Source organism: Pantoea sp. WEP (assembly GCF_041678305.1).
Lineage (GTDB): Bacteria > Pseudomonadota > Gammaproteobacteria > Enterobacterales > Enterobacteriaceae > Pantoea > Pantoea dispersa.
This window is the reverse complement of the sequence record NZ_JBGNXB010000001.1, coordinates 3,078,480-3,104,996: the sequence shown is the minus strand read 5'-3', so window position 1 is coordinate 3,104,996 and position 26,517 is coordinate 3,078,480. Positions and strand designations below refer to the sequence as shown.

Below are 26,517 nucleotides of genomic sequence, written 5' to 3'. Positions count from 1 at the left end.
GGAAATTAATGGCATCGTTAGCAAACAGTGAGGGGGATCAGGCGTAGAACCAGGCGGGCAGGATGGCGATCAGGTTATTCAGCGTATGCAGAAAAATCGGCAGCGCCAGGCTGTTGCTGCGCAGACGCGCGTAGCACAGCAGCAGCGAGAACAGCGTCAGCGCAACGATGGTTTCCCAGTGCACGTACTGCGTGTGTAACGCGGCGAACAGCAGCGATGTGAGCAACATGCAGGCAAAACGGCTTTTGGGCGCCCACAGCAAAAACGCCTGCAGCAGGAAGCCGCGGAACAGCACCTCTTCAAACACCGGCGCCAGCAACACGGCGGTGAGCAGCAGAATCAGCATTGAGCTGCGTCCCTGCTGGCTCTGTTCAATCAGCCAGCCTTCCGGCTGCAGGAACTGCGTCTGCGCCACCATCAGCACAAACAGCGCGCCGATAAACAGCAGTGCCTGGCCGGGACGCAGAAAGCCCAGAGGAATGTCGCTGCGGCGCTGGCAGTAGAAACGGTACAGGGGATAGATCACGGCAAATTCAAACAGGCACAGCACCGGCACCAGCAAGCCGTTATTGCGCAGCGTCCCGTAATTGGGAAACAGCGTAATCAGCATGGTCACGAGGTAATAAACCACAAAGCTACCCACGTAAAACAGGGTCAACGTAACTTTGTCGGATTGGGTGTCCATAGGCGACTCAGCGGGCAGAGGAAGACGCATAGTAGCAACGGCGATCGGTGCTGTCGAGGTGCGTTTGCGGAGATTTTCGCCGGTTCAGATACGCCACAATCGCGGCGCTGACCGACCGCCTCATCGCAGGCGATGCGCGGCATGATGGCTTGCGCTTTCATCGCTGAGCAGCAGGCGGAGAGGGAACCGAATCACTTATCTGGCGCGGAGAATGCCGCTGGCACCGTTTGGTGCACAACGGCAGAGAGAAAATTAACGAGGCTTAACGCACCCGGACGGCCACGAAGGTCATCACGATGGCGAAGCCGATAAAAATAGCCAGTTCCATCATTATCTCCTCAGAAAAGTCTTAGATAATTGTAGCGTCTGCCCGGGTGATTTTTAGACACAGCGTGCGATTAATCCGAAAATGTGAGCAGGAAATCGCGCCTTTTGTCACGCAATGCGACCAGTCTGCTGGAAAAATTTTCGCATCGGCGGCACGCTTTGTTACTCTCAGGAACCCGCTTGTTCATTATCCAGGAGGAGAAAATTGTGAACCATTATGGAAAAGCGCTGCTGCTGACGGCGATGCTCGCCCTAACGGCCTGTCAGTCAGCCAGTAAAACTGACAGCAGTCACGCCGTCAGCCACGATCCGGAAACCGACCAGTGCGGTGCCTCGCAGTATCAGAACTACCTCGGTCAGCCGCTGAGCGCGCTTGATACCCAGCGCTTTGCCGTACCGGTGCGTGCGATTCCGTGGAACGGTGCCGCCACCATGGACTTCAATCTGCGCCGCCTGAATTTCCTCGGCGATCAGAACGGGAAAATTTCCCAAGTTTATTGCGGGTAACACCAAACGGACACGGCATTGTCATCGGGCTGTCACGGCGGCGGGCGAGGATAGCTGCGCATTACGGAGATTTCCTCGTCACTCTCGAATATGCAATGCTCGTCTTGTTTCTTCCCGCTACGGCGGGAATTTTTTTCGCTATAACCTGCCTGCTGCGCCATATTGTCCCCGCCATAGCGCGCGATGAATCGCGGCTCTGCGACGCCAGGCGTACAGGCAGCAATAACAGACTGACCTTACAGGAGTGACGATGAAATACCTGACCCGAACGCTGTGTTTGACGCTGCTGCTCAGCCCGCTGGCGCAGGCCTCAAGCGAGGCAGCATGGCAGCAACACGATAAAAACCTGCAGCAGGCGTGTGTGCAGGCCAGCGGTCTGAAAGCGGTGAAAGTGGTGGGCAAGCCGATCATGTACGACGACAGCGTTGGCTACGATGCGCTGTTGCTCGAAGGCCGCTATCCGCAAAAGCACATGAAAAATCAGCTGGGGCGGGAACTGTGCCTGTATCAGCGTCAGAGCGGTAAAGCAGTGGTCAGCGAAGCCGACCAGTTGCGGGTGGTGAAATAATCTCCGGGGCCGCTATTTTTGCGGTCCTGCTTCTAACAGCTGCGCCAGCAGGTTGCGGTAACTCTGCAGGCGCTGTTCATCGCCTTCCACTTCCAGCCGGGTAATCACGCGGGCAATCACCGCTTTATTGGTGGCGGGCTGGCCATCATCCATCAGCTCGCGCATGATGGCGGCCAGCAAATCGCTCTCGTGCGGCGCGTGCCAGGCGGGGCTGTTGAAATAGTCGGTAATCGCCCGACTGGCGCTGTCATGGTGCGTTCTCATAGCCGACCTCCGCAGAGACAACGAAGCCTGCCACCCACGACGGGCAGCAACTGAAAACCTGAATTAAGCATGCGGACTGTCCAGGACGGGCAGCGCCTCGCCAGTGATAACTGGTGATTTTTTAAACATAGATGCGGTGTGGAATATTGTCAGTAACGAATCGTCATATTTTTTCACGTTTGCCGTCTTTCGCGATGCGCTTATCGGGCCTTATGCCAGGTAACCGCACATAAAGACACTACAAAAGTGAGGCATTGCCCTATTTGCTGTGAGCAGAATCACGCCCGGCAGCGAAAAACTGCGTTTTCATCCTCATGCCATGTTTTGCCGTCCGGTAATGTTACGAGGTTGTTAGACTGAACCCTCGTTTCATTTTTTCTGACATCTGCGCTCATGCTACGCTCCATCGAATCCTGGAAGATCAATCTGATATCCGTCTGGTTTGGCTGCTTTTTTACCGGCCTGGCCATCAGTCAGATCATTCCTTTCCTGCCGCTTTACGTGGAAGAGCTGGGTATCCGTGGCGGCAACGCGCTCAGTATCTGGTCAGGCCTGACCTTCAGTGTCACCTTTATTGTTTCTGCCGCCGTGGCGCCGCTGTGGGGCAGCCTTGCCGATCGCAAAGGGCGCAAGCTGATGCTGCTGCGCGCTTCGTTTGGCATGGGCGCGGTGATTCTGCTGCAGGCGTTTGTCACTCAGGCGTGGCAGCTGTTGCTGCTGCGCGCGCTGATGGGACTGACGTCCGGTTATATTCCCAACGCCATGGCGCTGGTGGCCGCGCAGGTGCCGCGTGAGCGCAGCGGCTGGGCGCTGAGCTGCGTGTCGACCGGACAAATTGGCGGCGTGATCCTCGGGCCGATGATTGGCGGTCTGCTGGCCGACTGGCTGGGCCTGCGCATGGTGTTTATCGTTACCGCGGTACTGCTGATGGTCAGCTTTCTGGTGACGCTGTTTCTGATTAAGGAGACCGGCTACACGCCGGTGAGTAAGCAGGACAAACTGAGCGGGCGTGAGGTGATGCGCAGCCTCGATAATCCACGCCTGATGTTCTGCCTGTTCGTCACCACCATGGTGATTCAGATGTGTAACGGTTCGGTGAATCCTATCCTGACGCTGTTCGTGCGTGAGCTGGCGCCGGATGCGCAGAATATCGCGTTTCTCAGTGGTGTGATTGCCGCGCTGCCCGGCGTGTCGGCACTCATCGCCGCACCGCGTCTCGGCAAACTCGGCGATCGCATCGGTACCCAGCGTATTTTGCTGGCGACCATGATCGCCTCGCTGCTGCTGCTGATTGCCATGTCGTTTGTCACCAGCGCCACGCAGCTGGGCGTCCTGCGCTTTCTGCTCGGCTTTGCCGATGGCGCGATGATGCCGGCGGTGCAAACCCTGCTGGTGCGTCATTCACGCGATAACGTCACCGGCCGTATTTTTGGTTATAACCAGTCGTTCATGTACCTCGGTAACGTCGCCGGACCGCTGCTGGGCGCAGCGGTCTCAGCCGCCACCGGTTACCGCTGGGTATTCTTCGCTACCGCGGTCGTCGTCCTGCTCAATGTGCTGTTGCTGCAGCGCTTCTATCGCCGGCCAAAAACCGAGCTGAAACCCCTTAGCCCGGCGGCCGCCGCTAAACCGGCTGACGCAGCGTCAGCGCATAGTGCCAGCGCCGCTGAGAAAGCAAAAACTCCAGGCTGACGCTCGGGCTCCACGAATCGTCGCCGCCGACGCCCATATGGAAGCCGTCGAGATGCAGCCAGCAGCCGGGTTCGTCCTGCAGCAAATGGCGGTGCGAGGTGGCGCGCAGCTGCTCAAGGCTGTGGCGGCTGAGCGAGAAGGCAAAGTCGCCGCTGATCTGCCAGCTGCCGCTATCCAGCTGGCGCGTGCCGCAGCGCAAGCCATTCTCACCCGGAAAGACGTAGCCGGTGCTGAGCGCCGCCAGCGGCAGCTGCCAGCGTGAAAACTGCGCCGCCAGCTGGCGATCCGGATAGTTTTCATGAGGCCCCAGTCCCAGCCAGCTCACCTGGTGCGGGACCTGAGCCAGCTGGCAGCGCAGGCCGATGCGCGCGGGCGGCGGCAGACCGGCGGCCTGTTGTACATCGACGCTGATAGTCAGTTCGCCATCGCCGCTGATGCCATAACGCTTATGGCTGGTAAACAGGTGCTGACCCTCACCCAGTACGCGATGCCAGGTTTCAATCTGCACGCCGTGCTGCAGGCTGTCGACCTGCATCGCCAGCAGCTCTGTTTGCAGCCGATCATAGCCCGCGCGTTTCCAGCGCTCGACCCAGGCGTTGGGGGCGATATTGGCAGCTTCGCTGGTGCCGATATCATTATCGATCGGTGCGCGAATAAAGCACTCCTCCAGCGGTGTCAGCATGGTTTCACGATCGTTCACCCACCACTGCAGCAGCGCGCCGCTGCGGCGACAGAAGTGCCAGCGCTGCGTGGGCAGCACCACCGCCACCAGATTGTGATTGGTTTCCAGCTGGGGCGCGCAGGCGCTGAGCGGCGGCAACGTAACCGGCAGTGCGGCCGGCAGCGCCCACTGATCCCAGGCCACGCGATGATCCGCCTCAGACCAGGGCGTGGCGGCGATCTGATGCACCGCGAGGTTGAGCCACGCTTCACCCTGCAGCGTTTCAGGCGCGGGCACGGTAAAGGTGTGGCTGCCTTCGGCATCGAGATCCAGCACCCATTCACCGCGCGCGAGGGTTACACCGTCCTGCTCAATCCACCAGCGCAGCCGTTCGTTGTCGCTGCGGCGGAATAAATATTCGCTGGTGACGGTCACGCGATACGCATCGCCGGGATCGCGCGTAAACCGGAAAAACTGCTGGGCGCGCTGTGCTTCAAACAGCGCCGGATGCGGCGTGCGATCGGCAAACACCAGCCCGTTCATGCAGAACTGGCGATCGTTGGGCGTGTCACCGAAATCGCCGCCGTACGCCTGCCACGGCTGGCCGTGTTCGTCATAGCGCGTCAGGCTTTGATCGACCCAGTCCCAGACGAAGCCACCCTGCAGCCGCGGAAACTGGCGAAATGCCTGCCAGTATTTGGCAAAGCCACCAAAGCTGTTTCCCATCGCATGGGCGTATTCACACAGGATCAGCGGACGCGCTTCATCCGGCAGGCTGATCCATTTTTTCAGTGACCACTTCGGTACCGCCGGGAAGGGCTGGTCCTGATCGACGCGCGCATACATCGGGCACAGAATATCGGTGGCCGCCGTGTTGGCACCGCCGCCTTCATACTGTACCGGGCGCGTGCTATCGCTGCTTTTCACCCAGCGGTACAGCGCATCGTGCGTGCTGCCGTGGCCGGACTCATTGCCCAGCGACCAGATGATGATGCAGGCATGATTACGATCGCGCTGCACCATGCGCGTTACGCGTTCGCTATAGGCGGCAAACCAGCGCGGGTCGTCGGAGAGGCGGTTCATCGGCTGCATGCCGTGCGTTTCGATATTGGCTTCGTCAACCACGTACAGGCCGTACTCATCGCATAGCCGATACCACAGCGGATGGTTAGGATAGTGAGCACAGCGCACCGCGTTAAAGTTGTGGCGCTTCATCAGTTCAATGTCCTGACGCATGCTGGTTTCATCCACTACCTGACCGCGCTCGGGATGGTGCTCATGACGATTAACGCCGCGTATCAGCAGCGGCTTGCCGTTGAGGCACAGCTGGCCGTGCTCAATGCTGACGCGACGGAAACCCACATCATAAGCTTCGGCTTCAATCACCTCGCCGGCATCATCAAGCAGCGTGACGACCGCGCGGTAGAGATGAGGCGTTTCGGCGCTCCACAACAGCGGTTGCAGTACCGGCAACACCAGCAGGGTACGTTCCGGATAGTGGCCACGTTCATCAATGATGGCGCTGCCCGGCGGCTGTTCGTGCTGCGCAATACAGTCGCCGTTGCGCCATAGCGTGACGCGTACCCGACACTGACTGAGCGAGCGCGCGCCGGCATGGATTTTGACACTCACCCGTAAATCGCCGCGCAGATATTCCGGGCTGAGTGCGGTTTCGATCTGCACATCGCTCAGGCGGGTGTCCGGTTTGTGCAGCAGCGTCACGTCGCGGAAAATGCCGCTCATGCGCCACATATCCTGATCTTCCAGATAGCTGCCGTCGCTCCAGCGCAGCACCATGACCGCCAGACGGTTGTTTCCCGGCTGCAGCGCGTGGCTGAGATCAAATTCGGCGGGTAAGCGGCTATCCTGCGAATAGCCCATCCACTGTCCGTTGCACCACAAATGAAAGGCCGAGCTGACACCATCGAAGATGATGCGCGTCTGCCCCTGGCTTAACCAGCCGTCATCAACTTTAAATGTGAGCGAATAACATCCGGTGGGGTTCTCGCGTGGCACCAAAGGGGGGTTGACCGGAATGGGATACTGCACATTGGTATAAATGGGCGCGTCGTAGCCGTGCAACTGCCAGTTGGCAGGCACCGGCAGCGTTGCGGCGTCCGGTAAGTCCTGTAGCAGCCAGCTGTGCGGCACCGCTTCCGGCGCGGTAAAATAGCTGAAGGCCCACTGACCATTCAGCCGCTGCTGCGCAGGTGAGGGATGGCCATCGCGCGCGCTGACTTCATCGCGCCAGCTGGCAAACGGTGGATGCGCGTCCAGGCGATGCAGGCTGGTGATAACCGGGTTTTCCCAGTCACGGCGCGCCAGCACTTCACTCAGAGAAACAGCCGCTAAGGTCATAGTGAGATCTCATTAATTGTATTGCGCTCACATTGCGTGAAATAGCGATAGCTGTAAAGACGCAGCGCGCAATTTTGTTACTGCGCGCACAGCGAGCAGCACTGACGTTTGCGGCACAGCGTTCGCTGTAACTTAAGCTGATGGATTGAGCGGTCTGTGAGGCTTTTTTAGCGGTTTCTTGCCACTAAAACGTTAAGCGTGGTGAGCAGGCATGAATAGCGCCGGGTTGCGGAGCATTCTGTATTGTCGTGTTAACCGCCGCTTCATACACTCAGCGCAATTTCAGCAACCTGAGGTCAATATGATCCGTATCGTTAAGCTCGCTGCCGTTGTGGCGCTGGTGTCCGCGTTAAGCGGTTGTCTTTTTCCGCCGCCGGGCGGCGGCGGCGGAGGAGGTTGGGGTGGTCCTGGCGGTGGCGGTCCCGGCCATGGGTATCAGGGGCCGCGTTAATTTAGCGCCAGTGCATAATTAATGCAGCGATGCGAAACGTTTTATCTGCGGCGTATTTTGTCAGTGAAACGTTTCGCTGTTATATATTGAATTTCAGCCACTTTTTTTACGCTTCGGCTAACCATTATTTTTCCTCTGGCCGGCAAAAATTCTTGTTGTTTTAATCCTGCCAATGCTAATTTTTGTTTTCCCATTCTGACTGAGTCCATCGCATGAAAAACCTGATTGCGGAACTCCTGCTCAAGCTGGCAGAAAAAGAAGAAGAGTCTAAAGAATTAGTGGTCCAGGTTGAGGCGCTGGAAATCGTGCTCACCGCCATGCTGCGCAGACTGGATGCCGCCCAGGTTAGCGACATCGCGGCGGGTATTGATCGCGCGATGCCGCCCGCCGCTTCCGTGCAGGAAAATCCGGACGCGCTGATGCTGCGCAATTACGTCGAAAAGTTGCTCAACCACCCGCGTGAATAATCCCGCCGTACGCGCATAGATTTTTTTCCGCTTTGCTTATTCCGTGCCATGCTTAACAGGCAATAATCACACGGAGAAACCGGCAATGAAATCGTGTCTTGTGGCAATAATGGCAGCAGGCCTGCTGCTGGCTGGCGGTGCGGGCGCGGCGGAGAAAACCGCGCAGCAGGAAAAAATGACGCTGTGTAATCAGCATGCAGGCGCGCAAAATCTGAAAGGCGATGCGCGTAAAAGCTTTATGAGCGAATGCCTGAAGAAAGACAGCAAAATGGGCAATATGACGCCGCAGCAGATGAAAATGAAAAGCTGTAATAGCGAAGCAGGAGAGAAAAAACTCAGCGGCGATGCGCGTAAAACCTTTATGAGCAGCTGTCTGAAGAAGAGTGCTTAAAGCTCTGGCGGCCTGCGGGCCGCTTTTTTGTGTCCGCACTCGCAGGGTTAACGCGCGACGTATTTTTTCTGTCATAAACGGCACGCGTTGCCAAAACTTTACAAAATACTTACATAAAATTCCATTTCTCCCCCTCCAGTCTCTCTGACGCTTAACCGTGGCCAGAGCGGCTTTACGTGCAACATAAGGAACCTGTTGTATGGTCGCTGCGATCATTATTGGTATATTTATTATTAGTGTGCTTTACGCCCACTCACGCGGCGTGGAAAAGCAAAAGTTTTCCCGTCAGTTATTTGATCACTCCACTTTTATGGCGCCGATCAATATGTTTATGACCGGGCTGTCGCGACTGCCGGCTAAACAGCCCTATTTTCCGGTTGAGGATTTTCCTGAGCTGCGTCAGCTGACCGATAACTGGCAGGTGATTCGCGATGAAGCCATTCGCCTGCAGGATCACATTAAAGCGGCGCAGACGCATAACGATGCCGGATTTAATACCTTCTTCAAGCGTGGCTGGAAGCGTTTCTATTTAAAATGGTATAGCGATGCACATCCGTCAGCGCGCGAACTCTGTCCGGTAACCACCGAACTGGTGAGCAACATTCCCGGCGTTAAAGCGGCCATGTTTGCTGAACTGCCGCCGGGCAGCCATCTGGGCAAACACCGCGATCCTTATGCCGGTTCGGTGCGCTATCACCTCGGGCTGCAAACGCCGAACGACGATCGCTGCTTTATTGAAGTGGATCGTCAGCGCCACAGCTGGCGCGACGGTCAGGCGGTGATCTTCGACGAAACTTACGTGCACTGGGCGCAGAATGAAAGCGAGCAGACGCGTATCATCCTGTTTTGCGATATCGAGCGGCCAATGAAATGGCGCTGGGCGCAGGCGGTCAATCACTGGGTGGGCTCGACGTTAATGTCAGCAGCGGCATCGCCCAACGACGAAAACGATCGTACCGGCTTCCTCAACCGCATCTTCAAATACGTTTATGCGCTGCGCGATGCCGGTCAGAACCTGAAGAAACGCAATCGCCGATTGTATTACTGGGTCAAACATGGACTGATTGTGGCGATTTTCGCGCTGATCATCGTGCCCAGCGTGTTCTTCTGATCCTTTCGTGCCGCTTAAAACGGCGGTTTAACAGACAGTTAACCGCCGTTTCGCTTTGTTTCTCCTGCTAAATCCTCACGCTTTGCCACACTTACTCTTTGTAAGGAATTGGCGTATCAGACGAATAACCCCGAAGGAGGCGAACCGTGAGCTATCAATCTGTCGTGGAACTCAAGGCGCTGGCGCAGCGTAAACCCACTAAAGTGACCGTCGGCGAAACGGATATGGTGCTGATTCGCGACGGCGACCGCGTGCAGGCGCTGCAGGCAAAATGTCCGCACGCGGGCGCGCCGCTGGAGCAGGGCGCAGTGTGCGGCGACAAACTGGTGTGTCCGTGGCATAAGGCGGTGTTTGAACTGCGCGATGGCAAAATGTGCGAGCCGCTGGCGCTGGCCAATCTCAAACGCTATCCGGTGCGCATTGAACAGGGGCAGGTGCTGATTAATCCGCAGGCGATGTCGCCGGCCAGTGCGCCGGTGGCCCAGGGTGAAGCGCCGGTGTGCGTAATTCTCGGCTCTGGCGCGGCGGGCAGTGCCGCGATCTGGACGCTGCGCGATGAAGGTTTTAGCGGCCGTATTGTGCGTATCGAGCGTGAAAGCGACGCCCCTTACGATCGCACTACGCTGAGTAAATTTGTGCCCTCCGGCAAGATGGCCATTGATGAGGTACCAAAGCTACTGAAACAGGATGTGCTGGGCCCGGTGGCGTGGCTGCAGGGGGAGGTGGTGCAGCTGAAGGCGCAGGAGCAGACGCTGGTGCTGAAAGACGGGCAGCAGGTGAAGTTTGACCAGCTGCTGATCGCGACCGGCGGCGTGCCGCAGCCGCTTGATATCCCGGGCAAGGATCTGGATGGCGTGCACCTGCTGCGTTCACTGCGCCAGGCCGACACGCTGATTTCGCAGGTGGATGAGGCGCAGCAGCTGGTGATTATCGGCAACAGTTTTATCGGTATGGAAGTGGCCGGTGCGCTGCGAAACCGCGACATTGATGTCACGGTGGTGGCGCGTCATCCGCTGCCGTTTGCCAGCCAGTTCGGCGAAGAGATTGGCCGTCATTTTTATGAGCTGCACCGCAGCAACGGCGTGAAGTTTGTCGAGGGTGAACCGGAAGCGCTGAGCGGCGAAGGCGCAGTGAGTGGCGTGCGGCTCAAAGGTGGCAAAACCGTGCCAGCCAGCCAGGTGCTGTTTGCCACCGGCATTGTGCCGGCCACCCATTTTATTCACGACCTGCCTTTACAGAAGGATGGCAGCCTGCTGGCCGACAGTCAGCTGCGGGTCAGTGAAAACATCTGGGTCGCGGGGGATATTGCCAGCTATCTCACGCCGCGCGGCGTGCAGCGCATTGAGCACTATCGCGTGGCGCATCAGCAGGGGCGCATTGCCGCGCTGAATATGCTGGGCAAACGCATCATGTACGATCGCGTGCCGTTCTTCTGGACTGCGCATTACGGCACCCGCTATGAGTATCTGGGGCATGCAGAGGAGTGGGATGATTATCGCCTGCTGGGATCGCTGCAGGACAAACGCTTCATCGCTTTTTACTGCCAGCAGGGCATGATTGCGGCAGTGTGTTCAGCCGGCATGTATACGCTCACCGCCGCGCTGGTGCACGAGATGCAGCAGCCAATGACGCTGGAACAAGGCCTGGCGCTGTTTGAAGCGTATCAGGGTTAAGGTTCAAGTCCGCACCCAACAGTCCCCTCTCCCGCCTGCGGGAGAGACAAACGAGCACCCAACAGTCCCCTCTCCCGCCTGCGGGAGAGGGTTAGGGTGAGGGGAAACCCGCACCATCACTGCTTACTCAGCGCCTCGGACTTCGCCATGCACTGCTGCATCGCGCCCATCACCGCAGCGCGGAAGCCTTTCTCTTCCAGCACCTTCACCGCTTCAATGGTGGTGCCGCCCGGTGAGCACACCATATCTTTCAGTTCGCCAGGGTGTTTGCCGGTCTCCAGCACCATCTGGGCGGAACCTTTTACCGCCTGCGCCGCAAACTGATAAGCCTGCGCCCGCGGCATGCCGCCCAGCACGGCGGCATCAGCCATCGCTTCGATAAACATAAACACGTAAGCCGGTGCCGAGCCGCTGACACCCACCACGGCATGAATCAGATACTCGTTCACCACCGCCGCTTTGCCGAAGCTCTCAAAAATGGTCACCACCTCGTCCACTTCCTGCGGTTCCACCAGCACGTTCGGCGTAATAGAGGTCATGCCTTCGTTGACCAGCGACGGCGTATTCGGCATCACGCGGATGATTTTACGGTCATGACCGAGTACCGCCGCCAGCGAATCCAGCGTCACACCTGCGGCAATCGACACCACCAGCGCATCTTTCTTCAGCTGGCCGGCCAGATCCTTGAGTACTTTGAGAATCACGTTGGGTTTCACCGCGCCAAACAGAATGTCCACTTCACGTGCCAGACTCTCGACGCTTTCTGCCGCCGTCACGCCATACTGCTGCGCCATCGCCTGGTTGGTGTCGGGTTTTCGATCGTGCACCCAGATATTGGCCGGGGCGATCTGCCCGCTGTTCACCAGGCCGCTGATGATGGCTTTCGCCATATTGCCGCAGCCGACAAACCCGATTTTCTTCTCCAGCATCGCTTTATCCTTTACGTGGTTCGGTTTTCTCAGTGGGTTAGCTTACGTCAGCGGCGGTGAATAACAAGTCGCGCACAAATAACATTTGCCATTCGCGGTCAGCGCGGCAAGATCGCAGGCATTGCCCGTTAATAAGGATTAAACATGTCGATTTGGGTGGATGCCGATGCGTGTCCCAATGTCATCAAAGAGGTGCTGTATCGCGCCGCTGAGCGCACCAAAGTCACCGTGACTTTCGTCGCTAACCAGCCGCTGCGCGTACCGCCGTCGCCGTTTCTGAAAACGCTGCAGGTAGCTGCCGGCTTTGATGTGGCCGATAACGAGATTGTGAAACGCGTGCAGCCGGGCGAGCTGGTGATTACCGGCGATATTCCGCTGGCAGCAGAAGTGCTGGAGAAAGGGGCGGCAGCGCTGAATCCGCGCGGGGAGCGTTACAGCAGCGATACCATTCGCCAGCGTCTGACCATGCGCGATTTTATGGAAACGATGCGCGCCAGCGGCATTCAGAGCGGCGGCCCGTCGGCATTAAGCCCACGAGACCGCCAGCAGTTTGCCAACGAACTGGATAAATGGTTACGTCAGCGTTAATCAGACGAAGCTGTCGTCGTCGTCAAAATCACCGCCGCTGCCGAAATCGTTGAAATCATTGTTATCGGCAAAGCTGTTGTTGTCCCAGCCTGAATTGTCATTCAGGAAGGCGTTGTTGCTGTCATTGCCGTTGAAGGTGTCCAGATTATCATCCACCTGCGGCAGCGCCGGTTCGTTGATGATATTGACGATCTCTTCCGGCTGCGAATGGTGGAACAGGCTGGTCAGCATGTCCGCCATCACCACACCGCCGGCCACGCCGACAGCCGTTTGCAGTGCGCCGCCAAGAAAGCCGGTACCGCGCGCCGGTGCAGCATACTGCTGCTGAGGCGGTGCGGCATATTGTGGCTGTTGCGGTGCGCTGTTCCATGCCGGCTGTTGCGGCTGCGCCGGGCGTGAACCGCCGCCAAACAGACTCGACAGGAAACCGCCGCTGCTTTGCTGCGGGGCCTGCTGCTGCGCCTGCGCCAGACGGCTCTCCAGCTCAGACACCTGCGCGTTGAGCTTTTTCATCGCCGCTTCCTGAATCAGGATCGCCTGCGCCATGTAGTAGGGCGCACCGGGCTGGCTCTGTAAATGCTGATTGATTAACTGTTCGGCACCGGCATCACGCGGGCCGCTCTGGCTTTCTGCCTGTTTCAGACGGCTGAACAGGCTTTCAATAAGTTGTTGTTCCTGGCTCTGCATGGTGAACCTCCGGTTAGGCATAGCGTGTTGTTCTTCAGGCGACCAACAGGACGTCCGTTGCCTGAACTATAAAGCGTATATGCGGGCTGCGTGACAGAAAGTAAATCAGCGGCCTGGTAAGCAAATGTTGCCCCGCGCTTACAAATCGCCTGATGCACGAAATGCGCATCGTTTTCCCGTTAAAAATCAAAACAATGGCATTGGCTATCGCTGAAATACGCGTAATTCGTGCTTCGCGGCTGGCTGATAAAATAAAATCCAGGTATCATGCGACGCATTATTGACCTGATGACGTTGCCCGCGCGGCAGACTACGGCGGAGGATGAGCCCGGATGTCATTACCCATCTATCTGATCGGCGCACGCGGTTGCGGTAAAACCACCATTGGCCAGGCGCTGTCGCAAGCGCTGGGCTATGCCTTTCGTGACACTGACCACCACCTGCAGCTCACCACACAGCGCAGCGTGGCAGAGATTGTGGCAACGGAAGGCTGGGACAGCTTTCGCGCGCGTGAAAGTGAATCGCTGCGGGCGGTTACCGCGCCTACCAGCGTAATCGCCACCGGCGGCGGCATGGTGCTGGCTGACGTCAATCGCCACTTCATGCGCGAGCATGGCCAGGTCATCTGGCTCAACGCGCCCTCTGGCGTGCTGGCCGATCGGCTGGAGCGTCAGCCAGAAGCGGCACAGCGTCCGACCCTGACCGGCCGGCCTATCGCGGAAGAGATGGAAGATATCCTGCGTGAACGCGCGCAGCTCTATCGTCAGGCCGCGCACCATGAAGTCAACGCGATGCAGGCGCCGGAGCAGGTGGTGGAACATATTCTGCAATCGCTGTCTCTCGCCCGCGCCAGCTAACTGTCTAAGAATTCTCCCTCTTTTTTACAGCGATCCTCGATTGTCTATACTGAATAGCAGGCAGAGGATCACCGCTGTCTGTGTGGAAACCTGACATAAGAGGGAAAACGATGCCAACCAGACCACCCTATCCGCGAGAAGCGCGCATTGTTGCCGTTGAAAAAGGGCAGGCGGGCAATACCGTCACCTGGTATGAATTACGGGCCGACCATCCACGTCCGGATACCTTAATTAGCGAACATAAATCGGAAGCGGAAGCGCAGGATGCCAAAGACCGCTATGAAGATGTGGAAAAAGAATAATCCCGGCGGGCAGGGATGCCCGCTTTAGCGTAATTACGTCCGGTCGCTAAATAGATTTTTTATTTTCCCTGATGCGCTAATTACGGCGATAAAAGCTGCCGTCTTTTCTGTTTAATCGCTCTCCTGCCTGATAACGTCTTTTTATTTTGCCTTTAGCCCTTATTTTCTGCTGCCTTAAATAGCCTGCGTTTTGTCCGGTGCAAAATTTGCGCTTGACCGATAAACCGTCGCGTTTTACTTTCGGGTTATCGATACAGGAACTCAGTTCCATATAGTGAAACCAGCGCCATGACCACACTCGAAAATGCCGCCGCCGTGCTTAAGTTGTTTCAGCGCTTTGGCGTGGCGCAGGGCCATCCCGGCCTGACCTTTACCGAGGTGGTGGAGGCGCTGGGGCTGCCGAAAAGTACCGTGTCGCGCCTGCTGGCGACCATGGAAAGTGAAGGCTTACTGGAGCGCGATCCCGACAGCCGCTGTTTTCAGATTGGCCGCGTGCTGTTGTCCGTTGCCGGGCATTATCTTTCGACACCGCTGATTGACAGCGCATCGGCGCCAATGGCGCGCCTGGCGGCCAGCAGCGGCTGCATGGGCTATATCTCGGTGCTGGACGGGGACGATGTGCTGGTGATGCGCATGTACCACGGTCGCTTCTTTACCCAGCTGGTGACGCCGCCGGGTACTCGGGTATCGGTTACCGGCACGTCGACCGGCCGCGTGCTGTTAGCGCAGCTGAGCGATGACGAGGTGCGCGCGCGCTTCAGCGATAACTGGCAAACCGCGTCGATCAATTCACCGCTGAATATCGATGCACTGTGCAAAGAGCTGGCATTGATTCGTCAGCAGGGCTGGGCACTGGCCCGCAATGAAACGCTGCCTGGCATTAGCTCGCTTGCCGTAGCGGTAACCAATAAACACCGCGGTGAAAGTGCCGCATTGTGTCTCTCATTTCTTTCGCAGGAAGCGGCCCCGGGTTATCCGGAAGCGCTGCTCAGCGAATTGCGCGCAACGGCTGCACTGATGGCCGAAAAATACGGCGCAGCGTCCTGAATAAAACAGGACAACCCTAATTTGATTTCAAGGCGTAATACTTCGCGCCACACCGGGGAAATAGCAGGTCTTCGGACCTGCTTATTTCAATAATCAGGGAACGATGAATAAAACGTTGAGGTTCCGCGTGTCGGGCACAATGTCATTGCGCGTTTTCTACAGGGTGAAAATACGGGGATAATATGCGTCTGGATAATCCAATAAAAAATATTGGCGTGGGTCTGATGCTGGTTCTGCTGTCAGTTGCAGGGGCCATCATTGGGGTACAGCTGATCACAACTATTGGGGTAACGCCCAATACTTCAATTATCGGCGCGCTATTTGCCATGCTGCTGGCGCGCATTCCGCTACAGTGGTTTCGCCGCTACCGTTCGGTTGAAGTGCAAAACCTTGCACAGACCGCCATCTCTTCCGCCACCTTCGGCGCTGCCAATAGCCTGCTGATGCCGATTGCCGTGCCGTGGGCGCTGGGTGAGCCGCAGCTGGTGCTGCCGCTGTTTGTCGGCGTCAGCGCGGCAATGCTGCTGGATGCGTGGCTGCTGTATCGTCTGTTCGACACGCGCGTATTCCCGGCCAGCAATGCATGGCCACCGGGCGTGGCAGCGGCAGAAGCGATCAAAGCCGGTGATAAAGGCGGTCGCCAGGCCTGGCTGCTGGTGGCCGGAATCGTGGGCGGCGTCGCGGGCTCGATGCTGAAAATCCCGATGTCCGCCTTTGGTACGGCATTCATTGGCAATATCTGGGCGCTGACCATGCTCGGCATCGGCTTCCTGCTGCGTGCCTATGCGCAACCGGTTGCTGGTATCGATATTAACGCGCTGTACATTCCGCACGGCGTAATGGTCGGAGCCGGTCTGGTGGCGCTGATTCAGGTGGTGCAGGTGATTCGCAGTCGCCGTCACGACAACCTCAACGTCAGCCGCAGCGACACCGAAGTTAAACGCGCGCTCGGCCTGGGGACTGTCGGCTATATCGTAATCTCGGCACTGCTGGCGCTGGGTGGCGGGCTGTGGAGCGAGATGGGCCTGCCGATGCTGCTGCTGTTTATTATCTACGCGGCCTTTGCCGCCTTCGTGCATGAGCTGATTGTCGGCATCGCCGCCATGCACTCGGGCTGGTTCCCGGCCTTCGCGGTAGCGCTGATCACCCTGATCCTCGGCATCCTGCTCGGCTTCCCGCCGCTGGCGCTGTGCCTGCTGTGCGGCTTCACCGCGGCCACCGGTCCGGCCTTCGCCGATATGGGCTATGACCTGAAGGCCGGCTTTATTCTGCGCGGCAACGGGGCCGATGTGCAGCAGGAGCTGTGGGGCCGCCGCATCCAGCTGATCGCCGCGATGATCGCTTTCGTCATCGCAATTCCGGTGGTGTGGTATGCGCATAACCTGTTCTTTGTCGACAATCTGCTGCCGCCGGTGGCGCGCGTTTACGCCAAAACCATTCAGGCCGGCGCGGAGCCCGGCATTGCCGGTAGCCTGCTGATGTGGGCGATTCCGGGGGCGATTATTCAGCTGATCGGCGGGCCTAAGCGCCAGCTCGGCGTGCTGCTAGCCACCGGTCTGTTAATCAACAACGCCGCCGCAGGCTGGGCGGTGCTGGTCGGGATTGCGTTACGTGTCCTGATCCTGCGCGTGTGGGGCGAGCGTGGACGTTCACCGATGGAGGTGATGGCCGCTGGATTCATTGCGGGCGACGCGCTTTACAGCTTCTTCCACTCACTTTTTGCCAGTAGTAGTAAGAAATAATTCAGGGATTTAGCGATGAGTTTACAGCAGACACTACAGGTTTTTGAGTTACTCGACAGCGCCTGCGTGGATGGCCAGCAGGTGGTCGATCTGTTCGCCGCCTATCCTGGCGTGCAAGCCAGCTTTAAGCGCGTCAGTGGGCCAAAAGGGCGCACCGATTTTGTGCGCATCGACATTCCTGGCGCCCAGGGCAAAAGCCGGGGCGGCAGCGCGCCGACGCTGGGGATCATTGGCCGTCTCGGCGGCATCGGTGCGCGCCCGACGCGCATCGGCATGGTGTCCGACGCCGACGGTGCGGTTGCTGCGGTGAGCAGCGCGCTGAAGCTGGCACAGATGCAAACCAAAGGCGACGTGCTGGCTGGCGACGTGATCGTAACCACCCATATTTGTCCGGATGCGCCGACCCGGCCGCACGAGCCGGTGGACTTCATGGATTCGCCGTGCGACGACATCACCATGAATGACAACGAAGTGGTTGAAGGCGTCGACGCGATTCTCTCTATCGATACCACTAAAGGAAACCGCATCCTCAACCATAAGGGCTATGCGCTATCACCCACGGTGAAAGAGGGCTACATCCTGCGCGTATCGGAAGATCTGCTGCGCATTATGGAGATGACCAGCGGTCAGCCTGCGGTGACGTTCCCGATCACCACGCAGGACATCACCCCTTACGGCAACGGCGTGTATCACCTCAACAGCATCCTGCAACCGTCCACCGCCACTGATGTGCCAGTGGTGGGCGTCGCGATTTGTGCGCAATCCGTGGTGCCTGGCTGCGGCACCGGCGCCAGCCATGAAGTGGACATCGCGGCGACCGTGCGCTTTGCGGTGGAAGTGGCCAAAGAGTTTGGCCGTGAGACCTGCCAGTTTTATGACCCGCAGGAGTACGCGCTGCTGCTATCTTTGTATGGTAGCCTCAGCCACCTGCGCAGCCGGAAAGCCTGATGATGAAACCGTCGCTTGTAACCTTAACCATTGGCCAGTCACCGCGTAGCGATATTTTGCCGCTGCTGCAGGAGCATTTGCCCGCCGACGCCGTCGCGCATGCCGGTCTGCTGGATGGCCTGACGCTGGCTGAAGTGGAGCAGTTATACGCTCCCGCGCCGGGCGATAAAGTGCTGGTTTCGCGCATGAGCAGCGGCGAACAGGTACGGCTGGCGGCGGCCACCGTCGAACAGGGACTGCAGCGTAAAATTACCGCGCTGGAGCAGCAGGGTTACGACACCATTCTGCTGCTGTGTACCGGTGAGTTCGGCACGCTAAAAACCACGTCGGCGCTGCTGCTGGAGCCGGATCGCATCATTCCGCCGCTGGTCAGCGCCATCGTACAGGCGCACAAAATCGGCATCGTGGTGCCGGTTGAGGAGCAGATCGCTGAGCAGGCCAGCAAATGGCGTAACCTGCAAAGCTCGCCCTGTTTTGCCGTCGCCAGCCCGTACCTGGCGCAGCAGAGCGAACTGATGGAAGCCGGACTGACCCTGCAGGAGCAGGGCGCTGATGTGGTGGTGCTCGACTGTATCGGTTATCACCAGAAACACCGCGATTTCCTGCAGAACATGCTGGGCATTCCGGTGCTGCTGTCGAATGTGCTGGTGGCGAAACTGGCGGCTGAACTGATCGTCTGATCGAGGCCGATCACAACTTGCGACGGGCGGCGCTAATTCGCGTGACAGATCAGCGAGTTCCCTTGTAATCTGCCGGTAACCCTAATGTGCTGTGAGGAAGTAACATGCTCAACGTAAGTGAGTATTTCGACGGAAAAGTGAAATCCATTGGTTTCGACAGCGTGACCATTGGCCGGGCCAGCGTTGGCGTGATGGCGGAAGGCGAATATACCTTTGGTACCGGCCAGCCGGAAGAGATGACGGTAGTGAGCGGCGCGCTGAAAGTGCTGCTGCCGGGCGAAGCCGAGTGGAAATGGTACGAAGCCGGATCGGTATTTAACGTGCCGGGCCACAGCGAATTCCACCTGCAGGTGGCGGAGCCAACGTCTTACCTGTGCCGCTATCTTTAAGCATTAAAGCAGCATCCATTATCAACCGGTAATGCCTGTGCGGCGTTACCGGTTTTTTTATGCGCCAGCATGAGGTGTGGCCTGCGGTCAGCATAAATGCTGACCCTACAGCTATGAATCAGCATATTTGCAGGGGCGCCATTCATGGCGATCGTTAACCACACCCGTACTATCCTTGCAGCTTGCGATGTCCGCTTAACGCTGCGCTTCGCCGCCTAACGCTTCCACCAGATTGCTGATCAATGCCGCCAGCTCGCTGGTCATCAGAATGAAATCGGCATCAAAACGCTGGGCGAAATCATCGCGATCGATATCGTCATTCTGCTCGCGCAGCGTGTCGCTGAACTTCAGACGCTTCACCGATGCATCATCGGCGATCACCAGCTGAATACGCTCCTGCCAGTCGAGCGCCAGTTTGGTGACCACTTTACCGGCTTCGATGTGGGTGGCGATCTCGTCGGAAACCAGATCCTGCTTTTTACAGCGGATCACGCCGCCATCTTCCAGTATCGCCTTCAGCTCAGCCTCGTCCATCAGGGTGAAACCCGCCGGCAATTCACCGGAGCGCACCCATTCGGTCAGCGTCAGCTCGATCGGATTTTCCAGCGTCAGTGGCACCACCGGTAGCGAGCCGAGGCTCTTACGCAGTAACGCCAGCGTATCTTCCGCTTTCTTCGCGCTGGCGCAGTCGACGATGATCAGATTGTTGACGGTGTCGATCCACATAAAGGTCTGACTGAAACGGCTGAAGGCGCGCGGCAGCAGGCTATGCAGCACTTCATCTTTCAGCGAATCCTTTTCGGTCTTTTTCAGCTTGCGGCTCTGTTCCGCTTCCAGCTTCTCAATTTTGGCTTCCAGCGCCTGCTTCACCACCGGCGACGGCAGAATTTTCTGCTCGGTGCGGGCGCAGATCACTATCTGACCGTTAATCACATGCGTCAGCGCTTCGCTGCGGTTGCCCATCGGCGAGACCCAGCCGGTTTTGGCCATGTCCTGGCTGCCGCACGGCGTGAAGGTGAAGGCGTCGAGCTGTTTTTCCAGATCGTCTGCGGACAGCGGGATGTCCCGATTCAGACGATAAACCATCATATTTTTAAACCACAACATCAGGATTCCTTACCGTGGGTGCGATCGGGCGCACAAGTCTAAAACAGTCAGCGCGCATGATAGCGAAACATCGGAGTGGTTTCATTGCCTTTCCCGATTCAGCCTTCTACTGTATCTGTCACCTGAACGAATAATGAGGAATAAATCGTGCGTATCGGTATTGATTTAGGCGGCACCAAAATTGAAGTGATTGCGCTGTCTGACCAGGGCGAGGAGCTGTTTCGCCACCGCGTGAATACCCCGCGTGACGACTACGCCGCCACGGTGCAGGCGATTGTCGACTTAGTCCTGCTGGCGGAAGCGCAGACCGGGCAGCAGGGGACGGTCGGCATCGGCATTCCCGGCACGATTTCTCCTTATACCCAGCGGGTAAAAAATGCTAACTCGACGTGGCTCAACGGCCAGCCGCTGGACAAAGATTTGGCGCGTGCGCTGAATCGTGACGTGCGCATCGCCAACGACGCGAATTGCCTGGCGGTTTCCGAAGCGGTTGATGGCGCAGGCGCAGGCCAGCCGCTGGTGTTTGCGGTGATCATTGGCACCGGTTCCGGCGCAGGCGTGGCCATCAACGGAGAATCACGCATTGGCGGTAACGGTAACGCAGGCGAGTGGGGTCACAATCCGCTGCCGTGGATGGATGACGACGAACTGCGTTATCGCGCGGAAGTGCCGTGCTACTGCGGGCTGCAGGGCTGTATTGAGACGTTTGTCTCCGGCACCGGCTTCGCCATTGATTATCAGCGTCTCAGCGGACAGGCGCTGAAGGGCGCGGAGATCATCCGGCTGATCGAACAGCAGGATCCGGTAGCCGAGCTGGCGATGAGCCGTTATGAAACGCGGCTGGCCAAATCGCTGGCGCAGGTGGTTAACCTGCTCGATCCGGATGTGATCGTGCTCGGCGGCGGAATGAGCAACAACGATCGGCTGTACCAGACGGTGCCGACGCTGATGAAACAGTGGGTGTTCGGCCGCGAGTGCGAAACGCCGGTGCTGAAAGCGGTGCACGGTGACTCCAGCGGCGTACGCGGTGCCGCCTGGCTGTGGCCGGTGAAAGGGTAGCATAACGACGCTTTATGCGTGCTTAACCCCTCTTCCAGCGGAAGAGGGGGCCGAAGCGGGTCAGTGTTGGCTTAACTGACCGGCGTGACACACGATATCGTGCGCATGCAGCACGGCTGGCCGGTTTTCATTCAGTCGGATGGCGGCATAAATATCGATATGCAGTTTTTGCGCTTCATCGTCAGCCAGTGCGCGATAACACAATCCTTCCTGATGAAAGGTACATTTCGACTGCGGCATCAGGGCAAAGCCTTTTCCTCGGGCAATGTGTGTCAGCATAACCAGTGAATCATCCGGCTCTTTAACTCTTTTAAGCGGGGTGTGGAGCTGTGAAAACAAGCGTTCACATTTATCGTAGAACGACGGATTGGCGCTTCTGGCAAACCAGAACAGCGGTAAATCACCGATCGCTTCCAGCGAGACTTTTTCCTTCAGGCTGGCCGGATGTCTGGCCGGCATTGCTACCAGCAACGGCTCACGACCGATCCACTGGTACTGCACGGTATCTTCGTGGCCGGTTGCCCTTTCGCCCGTCAGTACCAGGTCCAGGCGGTTTTTTGCCAGACACTGCAGCAACTGCGCAGACGTCAGATCGGGCGTTTCCACATCGTCGGCGGCGTCCAGTTTCAGCAGTTGCTGGTGAATGGGCGCAATCAGTGCAAAATTCAGCGTGCGGGTGAGGCCGATACGCAGGCGCTTTTCTGAAGAAAGCGAGCCAGGCTTGAGTTCATTCAGCGCCTGAAGGATCTTCTCCGCTTTGATTACCAGCGCCCGGCCAGCGTCCGTCAGACTAACGTCATGGGTGCTGCGGCTAAACAACGGCTGCTCCAGCACGGCTTCAAGGCGCTTAATCTGTCGGGTTAGCGGAGGCTGAGTCATTCTGAGCCGTTCGGCGGCCCGGCGAAAGTTCAGCTCGTGCGCAACCGCAAGAAAGCATTGAAGCTGTTTCACGCTGGGGAGATGGTTGCTGATAAGGTGCTCTGCCGTCGCCATAGAGTCCATCCGGGTAATCAAAGACGTTATTCTACCCCGCGAAAGATCAGCAGGATATGGGGTTAATCGGTCTGGACGCGCAGCAGGCTGGCGGCGCGACGTCCGAAAAAATAACCGGGCGTTACCCGGTTATGGCTTCAGGCATTAATGCTTTTCATCCCTTCCTGAGAATAGCGCTCGCCACTGATCTCAATATGCTGGTGGATAGCGTTCAGTAAAGCGATATCTGCCTGCTCCAGCACGATATCGGCGGCCTGCGCATTTTCCGCCAGATAGCGGGTCTGTTTCGTTCCCGGAATGGGGATCAGCTTGTCGTACTGCGCCAGTAGCCAGGCCAGCGCAATCTGCCCCGGCGTGCAGCTGTACTTTTCAGCAAGCGGGTGCACCGCGTCAAGAAGCTGGGCATTATGGTCGAGGCTGGACTGGCTGAAGCGTTCATTATTTTTGCGGAAATCACCCTCAGCGAAGTCGCTGTTATGACGATACTTTCCGGTCAGAAACCCTCTGCCCAGCGGAGAGTAGGGAACTAAACCTATACCCAGCTCTTTCACCACCGGCAGAATCTCAGCTTCGATATCGCGCGTCCACAGTGAATATTCGGTTTGCAGGGCAGTAAGCGGGTGAATGGCATGGGCCCGGCGCAGAGTTGAAGCAGAAACTTCACACAGGCCAATGTGGTTGATCTTACCCGCTTTAACGAGGCGGCTCAGGCATTCCATGCTCTCTTCAATCGGCGTAACCTGGCTCACGCGGTGAAGATAGAACAGATCGATGCGCTCAACGCCAAGCCTTTTAAGCGATTCATTACAGCAGCGGATGATGTAGTCAGGTTGGTTGTTAATCGTCCGGGCATAAGCCTGGTCCGCAGGGCGATCGATTCCGCACTTGGTGGCAATGTTAAACTGCTCACGCGTGGTGTTATCCAGACCGGCAAGAAAGTGGCCAATCAGCCGCTCATTATGGCCCCGCCCGTACATATCCGCGGTGTCGATAAACGTGATATTCAGGTCGATAAGCGTGTGTAACAGCTGCAGTGAAGCGTGGTCGTCTGTCTGTCCATAAAATTCGCTCAGTCCCATGGCACCATAGCCGATCGAACTGACAGTCAGGGTTTGCGATAAATGTCGGGTGTGCATAATGGCTCCTTTTGTGGTTTTTTTGATTGTTGCACCCTGATTACGCGTAATGAATTGTCATTTTCGTCATGCAAAAAAGGTATCACAGCAGCAGGACCGGAGCGGTGCTGTGGTGGGATGGATTTATCACGTGGGGCAGAAAGAGGCGGGTACACAAAGGGCTCTGTGTACCCGCCTCCGTTGCCTGAAGGGCAGGGGCAATGCGTTTGTTACTCGCCGACCAGCATGGAATCCTGCGGTGCGCGCTCGCGCTGGGCTTTGGTAGCGAGGAAGTAAAGGTAGCCGAGCACCATGATCGCCACAAACAATCCGCCGATTACCGGGTTGAACCACAGCATCGCCACCAGACACACCAGCGACAGCACCAGTGCGATGCCCGGAACCAACGGATAGCCCGGCGCACGGAAGCTGCGCTCCAGGTCCGGTGCGCTGCGGCGCAGCTTAAACAGGCTCAGCATACTCATCAGGTACATCACGATCGCGCCGAACACCGCCATGGTGATCATCGCCGCCGTCAGCGTCATGCCCTGCAGATTGATCAGTCCGTCGCTGTAAATGGCGGCGATACCGATGACACCGCCGGCGATGATGGCACGGTGCGGCGTCTGGAAGCGCGACAGCTTCGCCAGGCTGGGCGGCAGATAGCCCGCGCGCGCTAGGGCAAAGAACTGACGCGAGTAGCCAAGGATAATGCCGTGGAAACTGGCGACCAGGCCAAACAGGCCGATCCACACCAGCATATGCATCCAGTTAGAGTGCTCCCCGACGATCATCTTCATCGCCTGCGGCAGCGGATCGTTGATGTCCGACAGCTTGCGCCAGTCGCCCGCGCCGCCGGCCAGTAGCATCACGCCAATCGCCAGCACCACCAGGGTAAGAATGCCGCTGATGTAGGCTTTTGGGATGGTGCGCTTCGGATCTTTGGCTTCTTCGGCCGCCATGGCCGCGCCTTCAATGGCGAGGAAAAACCAGATAGCGAAAGGGATGGCGGCAAAGATGCCGGACAGCGCTGGCATGCCAAAATGGTCGCTGCCGGCCCAGCCGTTGGCGGCGAAGTTAGCGACGCTGAAACCCGGCGATACCACGCCCATGAACACCAGCAGCTCCAGCACTGCCAGCACCGTCACCACCAGTTCGAACATCGCGGCCAGCTTCACGCCGAGAATATTCAGTGCCATAAACAGCAGATAAGCCCCGACCGCCGCCGTTTTGGGGTTGAGATCGGGATACTGCACGTTGAGGTAGGCGCCAATCGCCATGGCGATGGCCGGCGGGGCGAACACAAACTCAATCAGCGTCGCCAGACCGGCAATCAGACCACCGGTTTCGCCAAATGCCCGACGGCTGTAAGCGAACGGCCCGCCAGCGTGCGGAATCGCCGTGGTCAGTTCGGTAAAGCTAAAAATAAAGCAGGTATAAAGCGTGGCGATCAGCGCGGTGGTGATCAGGAATCCCAGCGTCCCGGCCACGCCCCAGCCATAGCTCCAGCCGAAATACTCACCGGAAATCACCAGTCCAACCGCAATACCCCATAAATGCAGGGTGCCCAGCGTGGGTTTTAGTTTGCCTGTCATCTTCATCTCCCCGTCATGCTTGTTGTGCGGCGTTGGCACCGCGCTATTGTGGGTTTGCGCTACAGTGAAGGGATAATGCCGCTGCCCGGGACGGGAAAACTTGACGCCGGCGCAGTGAGTTTTGTCCTCTGCGGTCAACTCGCTGCCAGAAAAAGCGCTGGCTGTACGCTGCGGTCAACTTTTGCTGTTCTGCGGTCAGGCAGTCAGGACGACCTCATCCCATGCTGATAACACTGGTTTATAGAGACTGATGCTGGAGAGTGATGAATGAGCGCCAAACAAGCCGAATCCCTGACCGATGCCGAGATCACCCTGCTGGCGCAACGTGCGCTGGCCTGCTATCCCGCCGCGCTGCACGGTGAGCTGCAATTACTGTGCCGTTCGGAGAACGCCACCTTTTTGCTGCGTGCCGGCGGCAAACGCTACGCGCTGCGCCTGCACCGGCCGGATTACCACAGCAAAGCGGATATTCTCAGTGAACTGATGTGGCTCGATGCGCTGCGCGAGACCGGCATCATGGTGCCGCAGGCCATCCCGGCGCGCGACGGTGAAAGCGTGCTGACGCTGACGCTGGCGGACGGCAGCACGCGTCATGCGGTGCTGTTCCACTGGATTGACGGCGAGATGCCGACCACCGACGTCGATCCCAAAGCTTTTCAGCAGCTCGGTACTATCACCGCGCGCCTGCATCAGCACAGCCGCAGCTGGCAGAAACCCGAAGGTTTTCAGCGTATTATCTGGGATCATCACACCATGGTCAGCGAGCACAGCCACTGGGGGCGCTGGCAGGATGCGCCGCATCTCGATCCGGCCGATCACGGCATTATCGCAGCGGCGGTGGAGCGCGCCGGGCAGGCGCTGGCGGAATTTGGTAAAGAGCGCGATCGCTACGGCCTGATCCACGCCGATCTGCGTCTGACCAATCTGCTGCTGCACAAAGGCGAGACCCGGGTGATCGACTTTGACGACTGCGGCATGGGCTGGTATCTGCACGATCTGGCGGCCGCGATCAGTTTCGTCGAGCACCATCCGCGTGCGGCGGAGTGGGTGGATAACTGGATCCTCGGCTATGAACGCGTGGCGCACATCAGCGATGCTGAGATGGCGCTGGTGCCGACGCTGCTGATCCAGCGTCGTATCCAGATGACGGCGTGGATGGGCACGCACGCCGATACCGAGATGGCGCTCAGCCTCGGGCCGCACTGGGCCAGCCATTCGGTGCGGCTGTGCCGTCGCTATCTTGAGAGCAGCCAGCTGCCGGTAGGCGCGTGACCTGCACCAGCAGAGGGCAGCGGCGCGCGCTGATGGCGTAATCTGGTGCCTG

The 26,517-nt window shown here is 58.1% G+C and carries 28 protein-coding genes; 17 read left to right on the top strand and 11 right to left on the bottom strand.

Features of this window, described 5'->3' with window-relative positions; genetic code table 11:
* Positions 1-37: 37 nt before the first annotated feature.
* Positions 38-685: a CPBP family intramembrane glutamic endopeptidase gene (locus ABVR31_RS14570; RefSeq protein WP_021507241.1), complete on the bottom strand. Its 648-nt coding sequence runs from the start codon at positions 683-685 to the stop codon at positions 38-40.
* 534 nt (positions 686-1,219) lie between these two features.
* On the opposite strand from ABVR31_RS14570, the gene ABVR31_RS14565 reads away from it, so the two are divergent.
* Positions 1,220-1,519: an I78 family peptidase inhibitor gene (locus ABVR31_RS14565; protein ID WP_372773293.1), complete on the top strand. Its 300-nt coding sequence runs from the start codon at positions 1,220-1,222 to the stop codon at positions 1,517-1,519.
* Positions 1,520-1,769: 250 nt separating this feature from the next.
* On the top strand, positions 1,770-2,087 hold the full coding sequence (locus ABVR31_RS14560) for a hypothetical protein (RefSeq protein WP_021507239.1): 318 nt from the start codon (positions 1,770-1,772) through the stop codon (positions 2,085-2,087).
* 12 nt (positions 2,088-2,099) lie between these two features.
* Here ABVR31_RS14560 and ABVR31_RS14555 read toward each other — a convergent pair whose 3' ends face one another.
* On the bottom strand, positions 2,100-2,351 hold the full coding sequence (locus tag ABVR31_RS14555) for a biofilm development regulator YmgB/AriR family protein (RefSeq protein ID WP_021313231.1): 252 nt from the start codon (positions 2,349-2,351) through the stop codon (positions 2,100-2,102).
* A 393-nt stretch (positions 2,352-2,744) separates the two neighbouring features.
* Here ABVR31_RS14555 and ABVR31_RS14550 point away from each other — a divergent pair, with 393 nt between their 5' ends.
* Positions 2,745-4,043: a multidrug efflux MFS transporter gene (locus ABVR31_RS14550; RefSeq protein WP_058757990.1), complete on the top strand. Its 1,299-nt coding sequence runs from the start codon at positions 2,745-2,747 to the stop codon at positions 4,041-4,043.
* On the opposite strand, the gene ABVR31_RS14545 is transcribed toward ABVR31_RS14550, so the two are convergent.
* Entirely contained in the window at positions 3,976-7,062 is a 3,087-nt protein-coding gene (locus tag ABVR31_RS14545; RefSeq protein ID WP_372773290.1) for a beta-galactosidase, read from the bottom strand. The genes ABVR31_RS14550 and ABVR31_RS14545 overlap by 68 nt on opposite strands.
* 492 nt (positions 7,063-7,554) lie before the next feature.
* Complete coding sequence (locus ABVR31_RS14540) at positions 7,555-7,707, bottom strand: hypothetical protein (protein WP_155519908.1); 153 nt, start codon at positions 7,705-7,707, stop codon at positions 7,555-7,557.
* A gap of 18 nt (positions 7,708-7,725) precedes the next feature.
* Between ABVR31_RS14540 and iraP the strand changes: the two genes are divergently transcribed.
* The 4 genes from iraP to ABVR31_RS14520 all read left to right on the top strand — a co-directional run bounded on the left by iraP (position 7,726) and on the right by ABVR31_RS14520 (position 11,155).
* Positions 7,726-7,980 (top strand): anti-adapter protein IraP, encoded by a 255-nt coding sequence (gene iraP / locus ABVR31_RS14535; protein WP_021507236.1) that lies wholly within the window; start codon positions 7,726-7,728, stop codon positions 7,978-7,980.
* 85 nt (positions 7,981-8,065) lie between these two features.
* Positions 8,066-8,371 carry a PsiF family protein gene (locus ABVR31_RS14530; protein ID WP_058757988.1) on the top strand — a complete coding sequence of 102 codons (306 nt, stop codon included), beginning with the start codon at positions 8,066-8,068 and terminating at the stop codon, positions 8,369-8,371.
* A gap of 199 nt (positions 8,372-8,570) precedes the next feature.
* Complete coding sequence (lpxO, locus tag ABVR31_RS14525) at positions 8,571-9,482, top strand: lipid A hydroxylase LpxO (protein ID WP_141496680.1); 912 nt, start codon at positions 8,571-8,573, stop codon at positions 9,480-9,482.
* A gap of 146 nt (positions 9,483-9,628) precedes the next feature.
* A complete protein-coding gene (locus ABVR31_RS14520; protein WP_372773287.1) occupies positions 9,629-11,155 on the top strand; it encodes an FAD-dependent oxidoreductase in 1,527 nt (508 codons plus the stop codon).
* A 116-nt stretch (positions 11,156-11,271) separates the two neighbouring features.
* On the opposite strand, the gene proC is transcribed toward ABVR31_RS14520, so the two are convergent.
* Positions 11,272-12,084 carry a pyrroline-5-carboxylate reductase gene (proC, locus tag ABVR31_RS14515; RefSeq protein WP_021507232.1) on the bottom strand — a complete coding sequence of 271 codons (813 nt, stop codon included), beginning with the start codon at positions 12,082-12,084 and terminating at the stop codon, positions 11,272-11,274.
* 144 nt (positions 12,085-12,228) lie between these two features.
* Between proC and ABVR31_RS14510 the strand changes: the two genes are divergently transcribed.
* The gene (locus ABVR31_RS14510) at positions 12,229-12,672 is read left to right on the top strand and encodes a YaiI/YqxD family protein (RefSeq protein ID WP_010616571.1); all 444 of its coding nucleotides are present in this window, start codon (positions 12,229-12,231) and stop codon (positions 12,670-12,672) included.
* Here the strand turns inward: ABVR31_RS14510 and ABVR31_RS14505 are convergent, their stop codons facing one another.
* On the bottom strand, positions 12,673-13,359 hold the full coding sequence (locus ABVR31_RS14505; RefSeq protein ID WP_058775202.1) for a DUF2076 domain-containing protein: 687 nt from the start codon (positions 13,357-13,359) through the stop codon (positions 12,673-12,675).
* A gap of 332 nt (positions 13,360-13,691) precedes the next feature.
* Between ABVR31_RS14505 and aroL the strand changes: the two genes are divergently transcribed.
* Positions 13,692-14,216 carry a shikimate kinase AroL gene (gene aroL, locus ABVR31_RS14500; RefSeq protein WP_372773284.1) on the top strand — a complete coding sequence of 175 codons (525 nt, stop codon included), beginning with the start codon at positions 13,692-13,694 and terminating at the stop codon, positions 14,214-14,216.
* Positions 14,217-14,326: 110 nt separating this feature from the next.
* Positions 14,327-14,518, top strand: a complete 192-nt coding sequence (locus ABVR31_RS14495) for a YaiA family protein (protein ID WP_021507229.1) — start codon at positions 14,327-14,329, stop codon at positions 14,516-14,518.
* A 76-nt stretch (positions 14,519-14,594) separates the two neighbouring features.
* Here the strand turns inward: ABVR31_RS14495 and ABVR31_RS14490 are convergent, their stop codons facing one another.
* Positions 14,595-14,789, bottom strand: a complete 195-nt coding sequence (locus ABVR31_RS14490) for a hypothetical protein (protein WP_132466392.1) — start codon at positions 14,787-14,789, stop codon at positions 14,595-14,597.
* 17 nt (positions 14,790-14,806) lie between these two features.
* Between ABVR31_RS14490 and ABVR31_RS14485 the strand changes: the two genes are divergently transcribed.
* The 5 genes from ABVR31_RS14485 to ppnP all read left to right on the top strand — a co-directional run bounded on the left by ABVR31_RS14485 (position 14,807) and on the right by ppnP (position 19,324).
* Positions 14,807-15,565 (top strand): IclR family transcriptional regulator, encoded by a 759-nt coding sequence (locus ABVR31_RS14485; RefSeq protein ID WP_058757986.1) that lies wholly within the window; start codon positions 14,807-14,809, stop codon positions 15,563-15,565.
* A gap of 182 nt (positions 15,566-15,747) precedes the next feature.
* On the top strand, positions 15,748-17,307 hold the full coding sequence (locus ABVR31_RS14480; RefSeq protein WP_058775204.1) for an OPT/YSL family transporter: 1,560 nt from the start codon (positions 15,748-15,750) through the stop codon (positions 17,305-17,307).
* 15 nt (positions 17,308-17,322) lie between these two features.
* Complete coding sequence (locus tag ABVR31_RS14475) at positions 17,323-18,255, top strand: DUF1177 domain-containing protein (protein WP_166709669.1); 933 nt, start codon at positions 17,323-17,325, stop codon at positions 18,253-18,255.
* A 2-nt stretch (positions 18,256-18,257) separates the two neighbouring features.
* Positions 18,258-18,935, top strand: coding sequence for an AroM family protein (locus ABVR31_RS14470; protein ID WP_058758052.1), 678 nt, complete (start codon positions 18,258-18,260; stop codon positions 18,933-18,935).
* Between the two features lie 104 nt (positions 18,936-19,039).
* Complete coding sequence (gene ppnP, locus ABVR31_RS14465) at positions 19,040-19,324, top strand: pyrimidine/purine nucleoside phosphorylase (RefSeq protein ID WP_010616577.1); 285 nt, start codon at positions 19,040-19,042, stop codon at positions 19,322-19,324.
* A gap of 195 nt (positions 19,325-19,519) precedes the next feature.
* Here the strand turns inward: ppnP and rdgC are convergent, their stop codons facing one another.
* A complete protein-coding gene (gene rdgC, locus ABVR31_RS14460) occupies positions 19,520-20,431 on the bottom strand; it encodes a recombination-associated protein RdgC (RefSeq protein ID WP_021507129.1) in 912 nt (303 codons plus the stop codon).
* Positions 20,432-20,578: 147 nt separating this feature from the next.
* Between rdgC and mak the strand changes: the two genes are divergently transcribed.
* The gene (gene mak, locus ABVR31_RS14455; protein WP_372773280.1) at positions 20,579-21,490 is read left to right on the top strand and encodes a fructokinase; all 912 of its coding nucleotides are present in this window, start codon (positions 20,579-20,581) and stop codon (positions 21,488-21,490) included.
* 60 nt (positions 21,491-21,550) lie between these two features.
* Here mak and ABVR31_RS14450 read toward each other — a convergent pair whose 3' ends face one another.
* The 3 genes from ABVR31_RS14450 to eat all read right to left on the bottom strand — a co-directional run bounded on the left by ABVR31_RS14450 (position 21,551) and on the right by eat (position 25,193).
* Positions 21,551-22,483: a LysR family transcriptional regulator gene (locus ABVR31_RS14450; protein WP_150361724.1), complete on the bottom strand. Its 933-nt coding sequence runs from the start codon at positions 22,481-22,483 to the stop codon at positions 21,551-21,553.
* A gap of 137 nt (positions 22,484-22,620) precedes the next feature.
* On the bottom strand, positions 22,621-23,619 hold the full coding sequence (locus ABVR31_RS14445) for an aldo/keto reductase (RefSeq protein WP_372773277.1): 999 nt from the start codon (positions 23,617-23,619) through the stop codon (positions 22,621-22,623).
* Between the two features lie 209 nt (positions 23,620-23,828).
* Positions 23,829-25,193: an ethanolamine permease gene (gene eat / locus ABVR31_RS14440; RefSeq protein ID WP_058758051.1), complete on the bottom strand. Its 1,365-nt coding sequence runs from the start codon at positions 25,191-25,193 to the stop codon at positions 23,829-23,831.
* 267 nt (positions 25,194-25,460) lie between these two features.
* Between eat and ABVR31_RS14435 the strand changes: the two genes are divergently transcribed.
* Entirely contained in the window at positions 25,461-26,465 is a 1,005-nt protein-coding gene (locus ABVR31_RS14435) for a phosphotransferase enzyme family protein (protein ID WP_058757981.1), read from the top strand.
* The last annotated feature ends 52 nt before the right edge of the window (positions 26,466-26,517 follow it).

Excerpts from the sequence above, each read along its gene's own strand:
- ABVR31_RS14570 (WP_021507241.1), bottom strand. The coding sequence starts at position 685 with ATGGACACCCAATCCGACAAAGTTACGTTGACCCTGTTTTACGTGGGT.
- ABVR31_RS14560 (WP_021507239.1), top strand. The coding sequence starts at position 1,770 with ATGAAATACCTGACCCGAACGCTGTGTTTGACGCTGCTGCTCAGCCCG.
- ABVR31_RS14555 (WP_021313231.1), bottom strand. The coding sequence starts at position 2,351 with ATGAGAACGCACCATGACAGCGCCAGTCGGGCGATTACCGACTATTTC.
- ABVR31_RS14550 (WP_058757990.1), top strand. The coding sequence starts at position 2,745 with ATGCTACGCTCCATCGAATCCTGGAAGATCAATCTGATATCCGTCTGG.
- ABVR31_RS14545 (WP_372773290.1), bottom strand. The coding sequence starts at position 7,062 with ATGACCTTAGCGGCTGTTTCTCTGAGTGAAGTGCTGGCGCGCCGTGAC.
- ABVR31_RS14540 (WP_155519908.1), bottom strand. The coding sequence starts at position 7,707 with ATGGGAAAACAAAAATTAGCATTGGCAGGATTAAAACAACAAGAATTT.
- iraP (WP_021507236.1), top strand. The coding sequence starts at position 7,726 with ATGAAAAACCTGATTGCGGAACTCCTGCTCAAGCTGGCAGAAAAAGAA.
- ABVR31_RS14530 (WP_058757988.1), top strand. The coding sequence starts at position 8,066 with ATGAAATCGTGTCTTGTGGCAATAATGGCAGCAGGCCTGCTGCTGGCT.
- lpxO (WP_141496680.1), top strand. The coding sequence starts at position 8,571 with ATGGTCGCTGCGATCATTATTGGTATATTTATTATTAGTGTGCTTTAC.
- proC (WP_021507232.1), bottom strand. The coding sequence starts at position 12,084 with ATGCTGGAGAAGAAAATCGGGTTTGTCGGCTGCGGCAATATGGCGAAA.
- ABVR31_RS14510 (WP_010616571.1), top strand. The coding sequence starts at position 12,229 with ATGTCGATTTGGGTGGATGCCGATGCGTGTCCCAATGTCATCAAAGAG.
- ABVR31_RS14505 (WP_058775202.1), bottom strand. The coding sequence starts at position 13,359 with ATGCAGAGCCAGGAACAACAACTTATTGAAAGCCTGTTCAGCCGTCTG.
- aroL (WP_372773284.1), top strand. The coding sequence starts at position 13,692 with ATGTCATTACCCATCTATCTGATCGGCGCACGCGGTTGCGGTAAAACC.
- ABVR31_RS14495 (WP_021507229.1), top strand. The coding sequence starts at position 14,327 with ATGCCAACCAGACCACCCTATCCGCGAGAAGCGCGCATTGTTGCCGTT.
- ABVR31_RS14490 (WP_132466392.1), bottom strand. The coding sequence starts at position 14,789 with ATGGAACTGAGTTCCTGTATCGATAACCCGAAAGTAAAACGCGACGGT.
- ABVR31_RS14485 (WP_058757986.1), top strand. The coding sequence starts at position 14,807 with ATGACCACACTCGAAAATGCCGCCGCCGTGCTTAAGTTGTTTCAGCGC.
- ABVR31_RS14480 (WP_058775204.1), top strand. The coding sequence starts at position 15,748 with ATGCGTCTGGATAATCCAATAAAAAATATTGGCGTGGGTCTGATGCTG.
- ABVR31_RS14475 (WP_166709669.1), top strand. The coding sequence starts at position 17,323 with ATGAGTTTACAGCAGACACTACAGGTTTTTGAGTTACTCGACAGCGCC.
- ABVR31_RS14470 (WP_058758052.1), top strand. The coding sequence starts at position 18,258 with ATGAAACCGTCGCTTGTAACCTTAACCATTGGCCAGTCACCGCGTAGC.
- ppnP (WP_010616577.1), top strand. The coding sequence starts at position 19,040 with ATGCTCAACGTAAGTGAGTATTTCGACGGAAAAGTGAAATCCATTGGT.
- rdgC (WP_021507129.1), bottom strand. The coding sequence starts at position 20,431 with ATGTTGTGGTTTAAAAATATGATGGTTTATCGTCTGAATCGGGACATC.
- ABVR31_RS14450 (WP_150361724.1), bottom strand. The coding sequence starts at position 22,483 with ATGGCGACGGCAGAGCACCTTATCAGCAACCATCTCCCCAGCGTGAAA.
- ABVR31_RS14445 (WP_372773277.1), bottom strand. The coding sequence starts at position 23,619 with ATGCACACCCGACATTTATCGCAAACCCTGACTGTCAGTTCGATCGGC.
- eat (WP_058758051.1), bottom strand. The coding sequence starts at position 25,193 with ATGACAGGCAAACTAAAACCCACGCTGGGCACCCTGCATTTATGGGGT.
- ABVR31_RS14435 (WP_058757981.1), top strand. The coding sequence starts at position 25,461 with ATGAGCGCCAAACAAGCCGAATCCCTGACCGATGCCGAGATCACCCTG.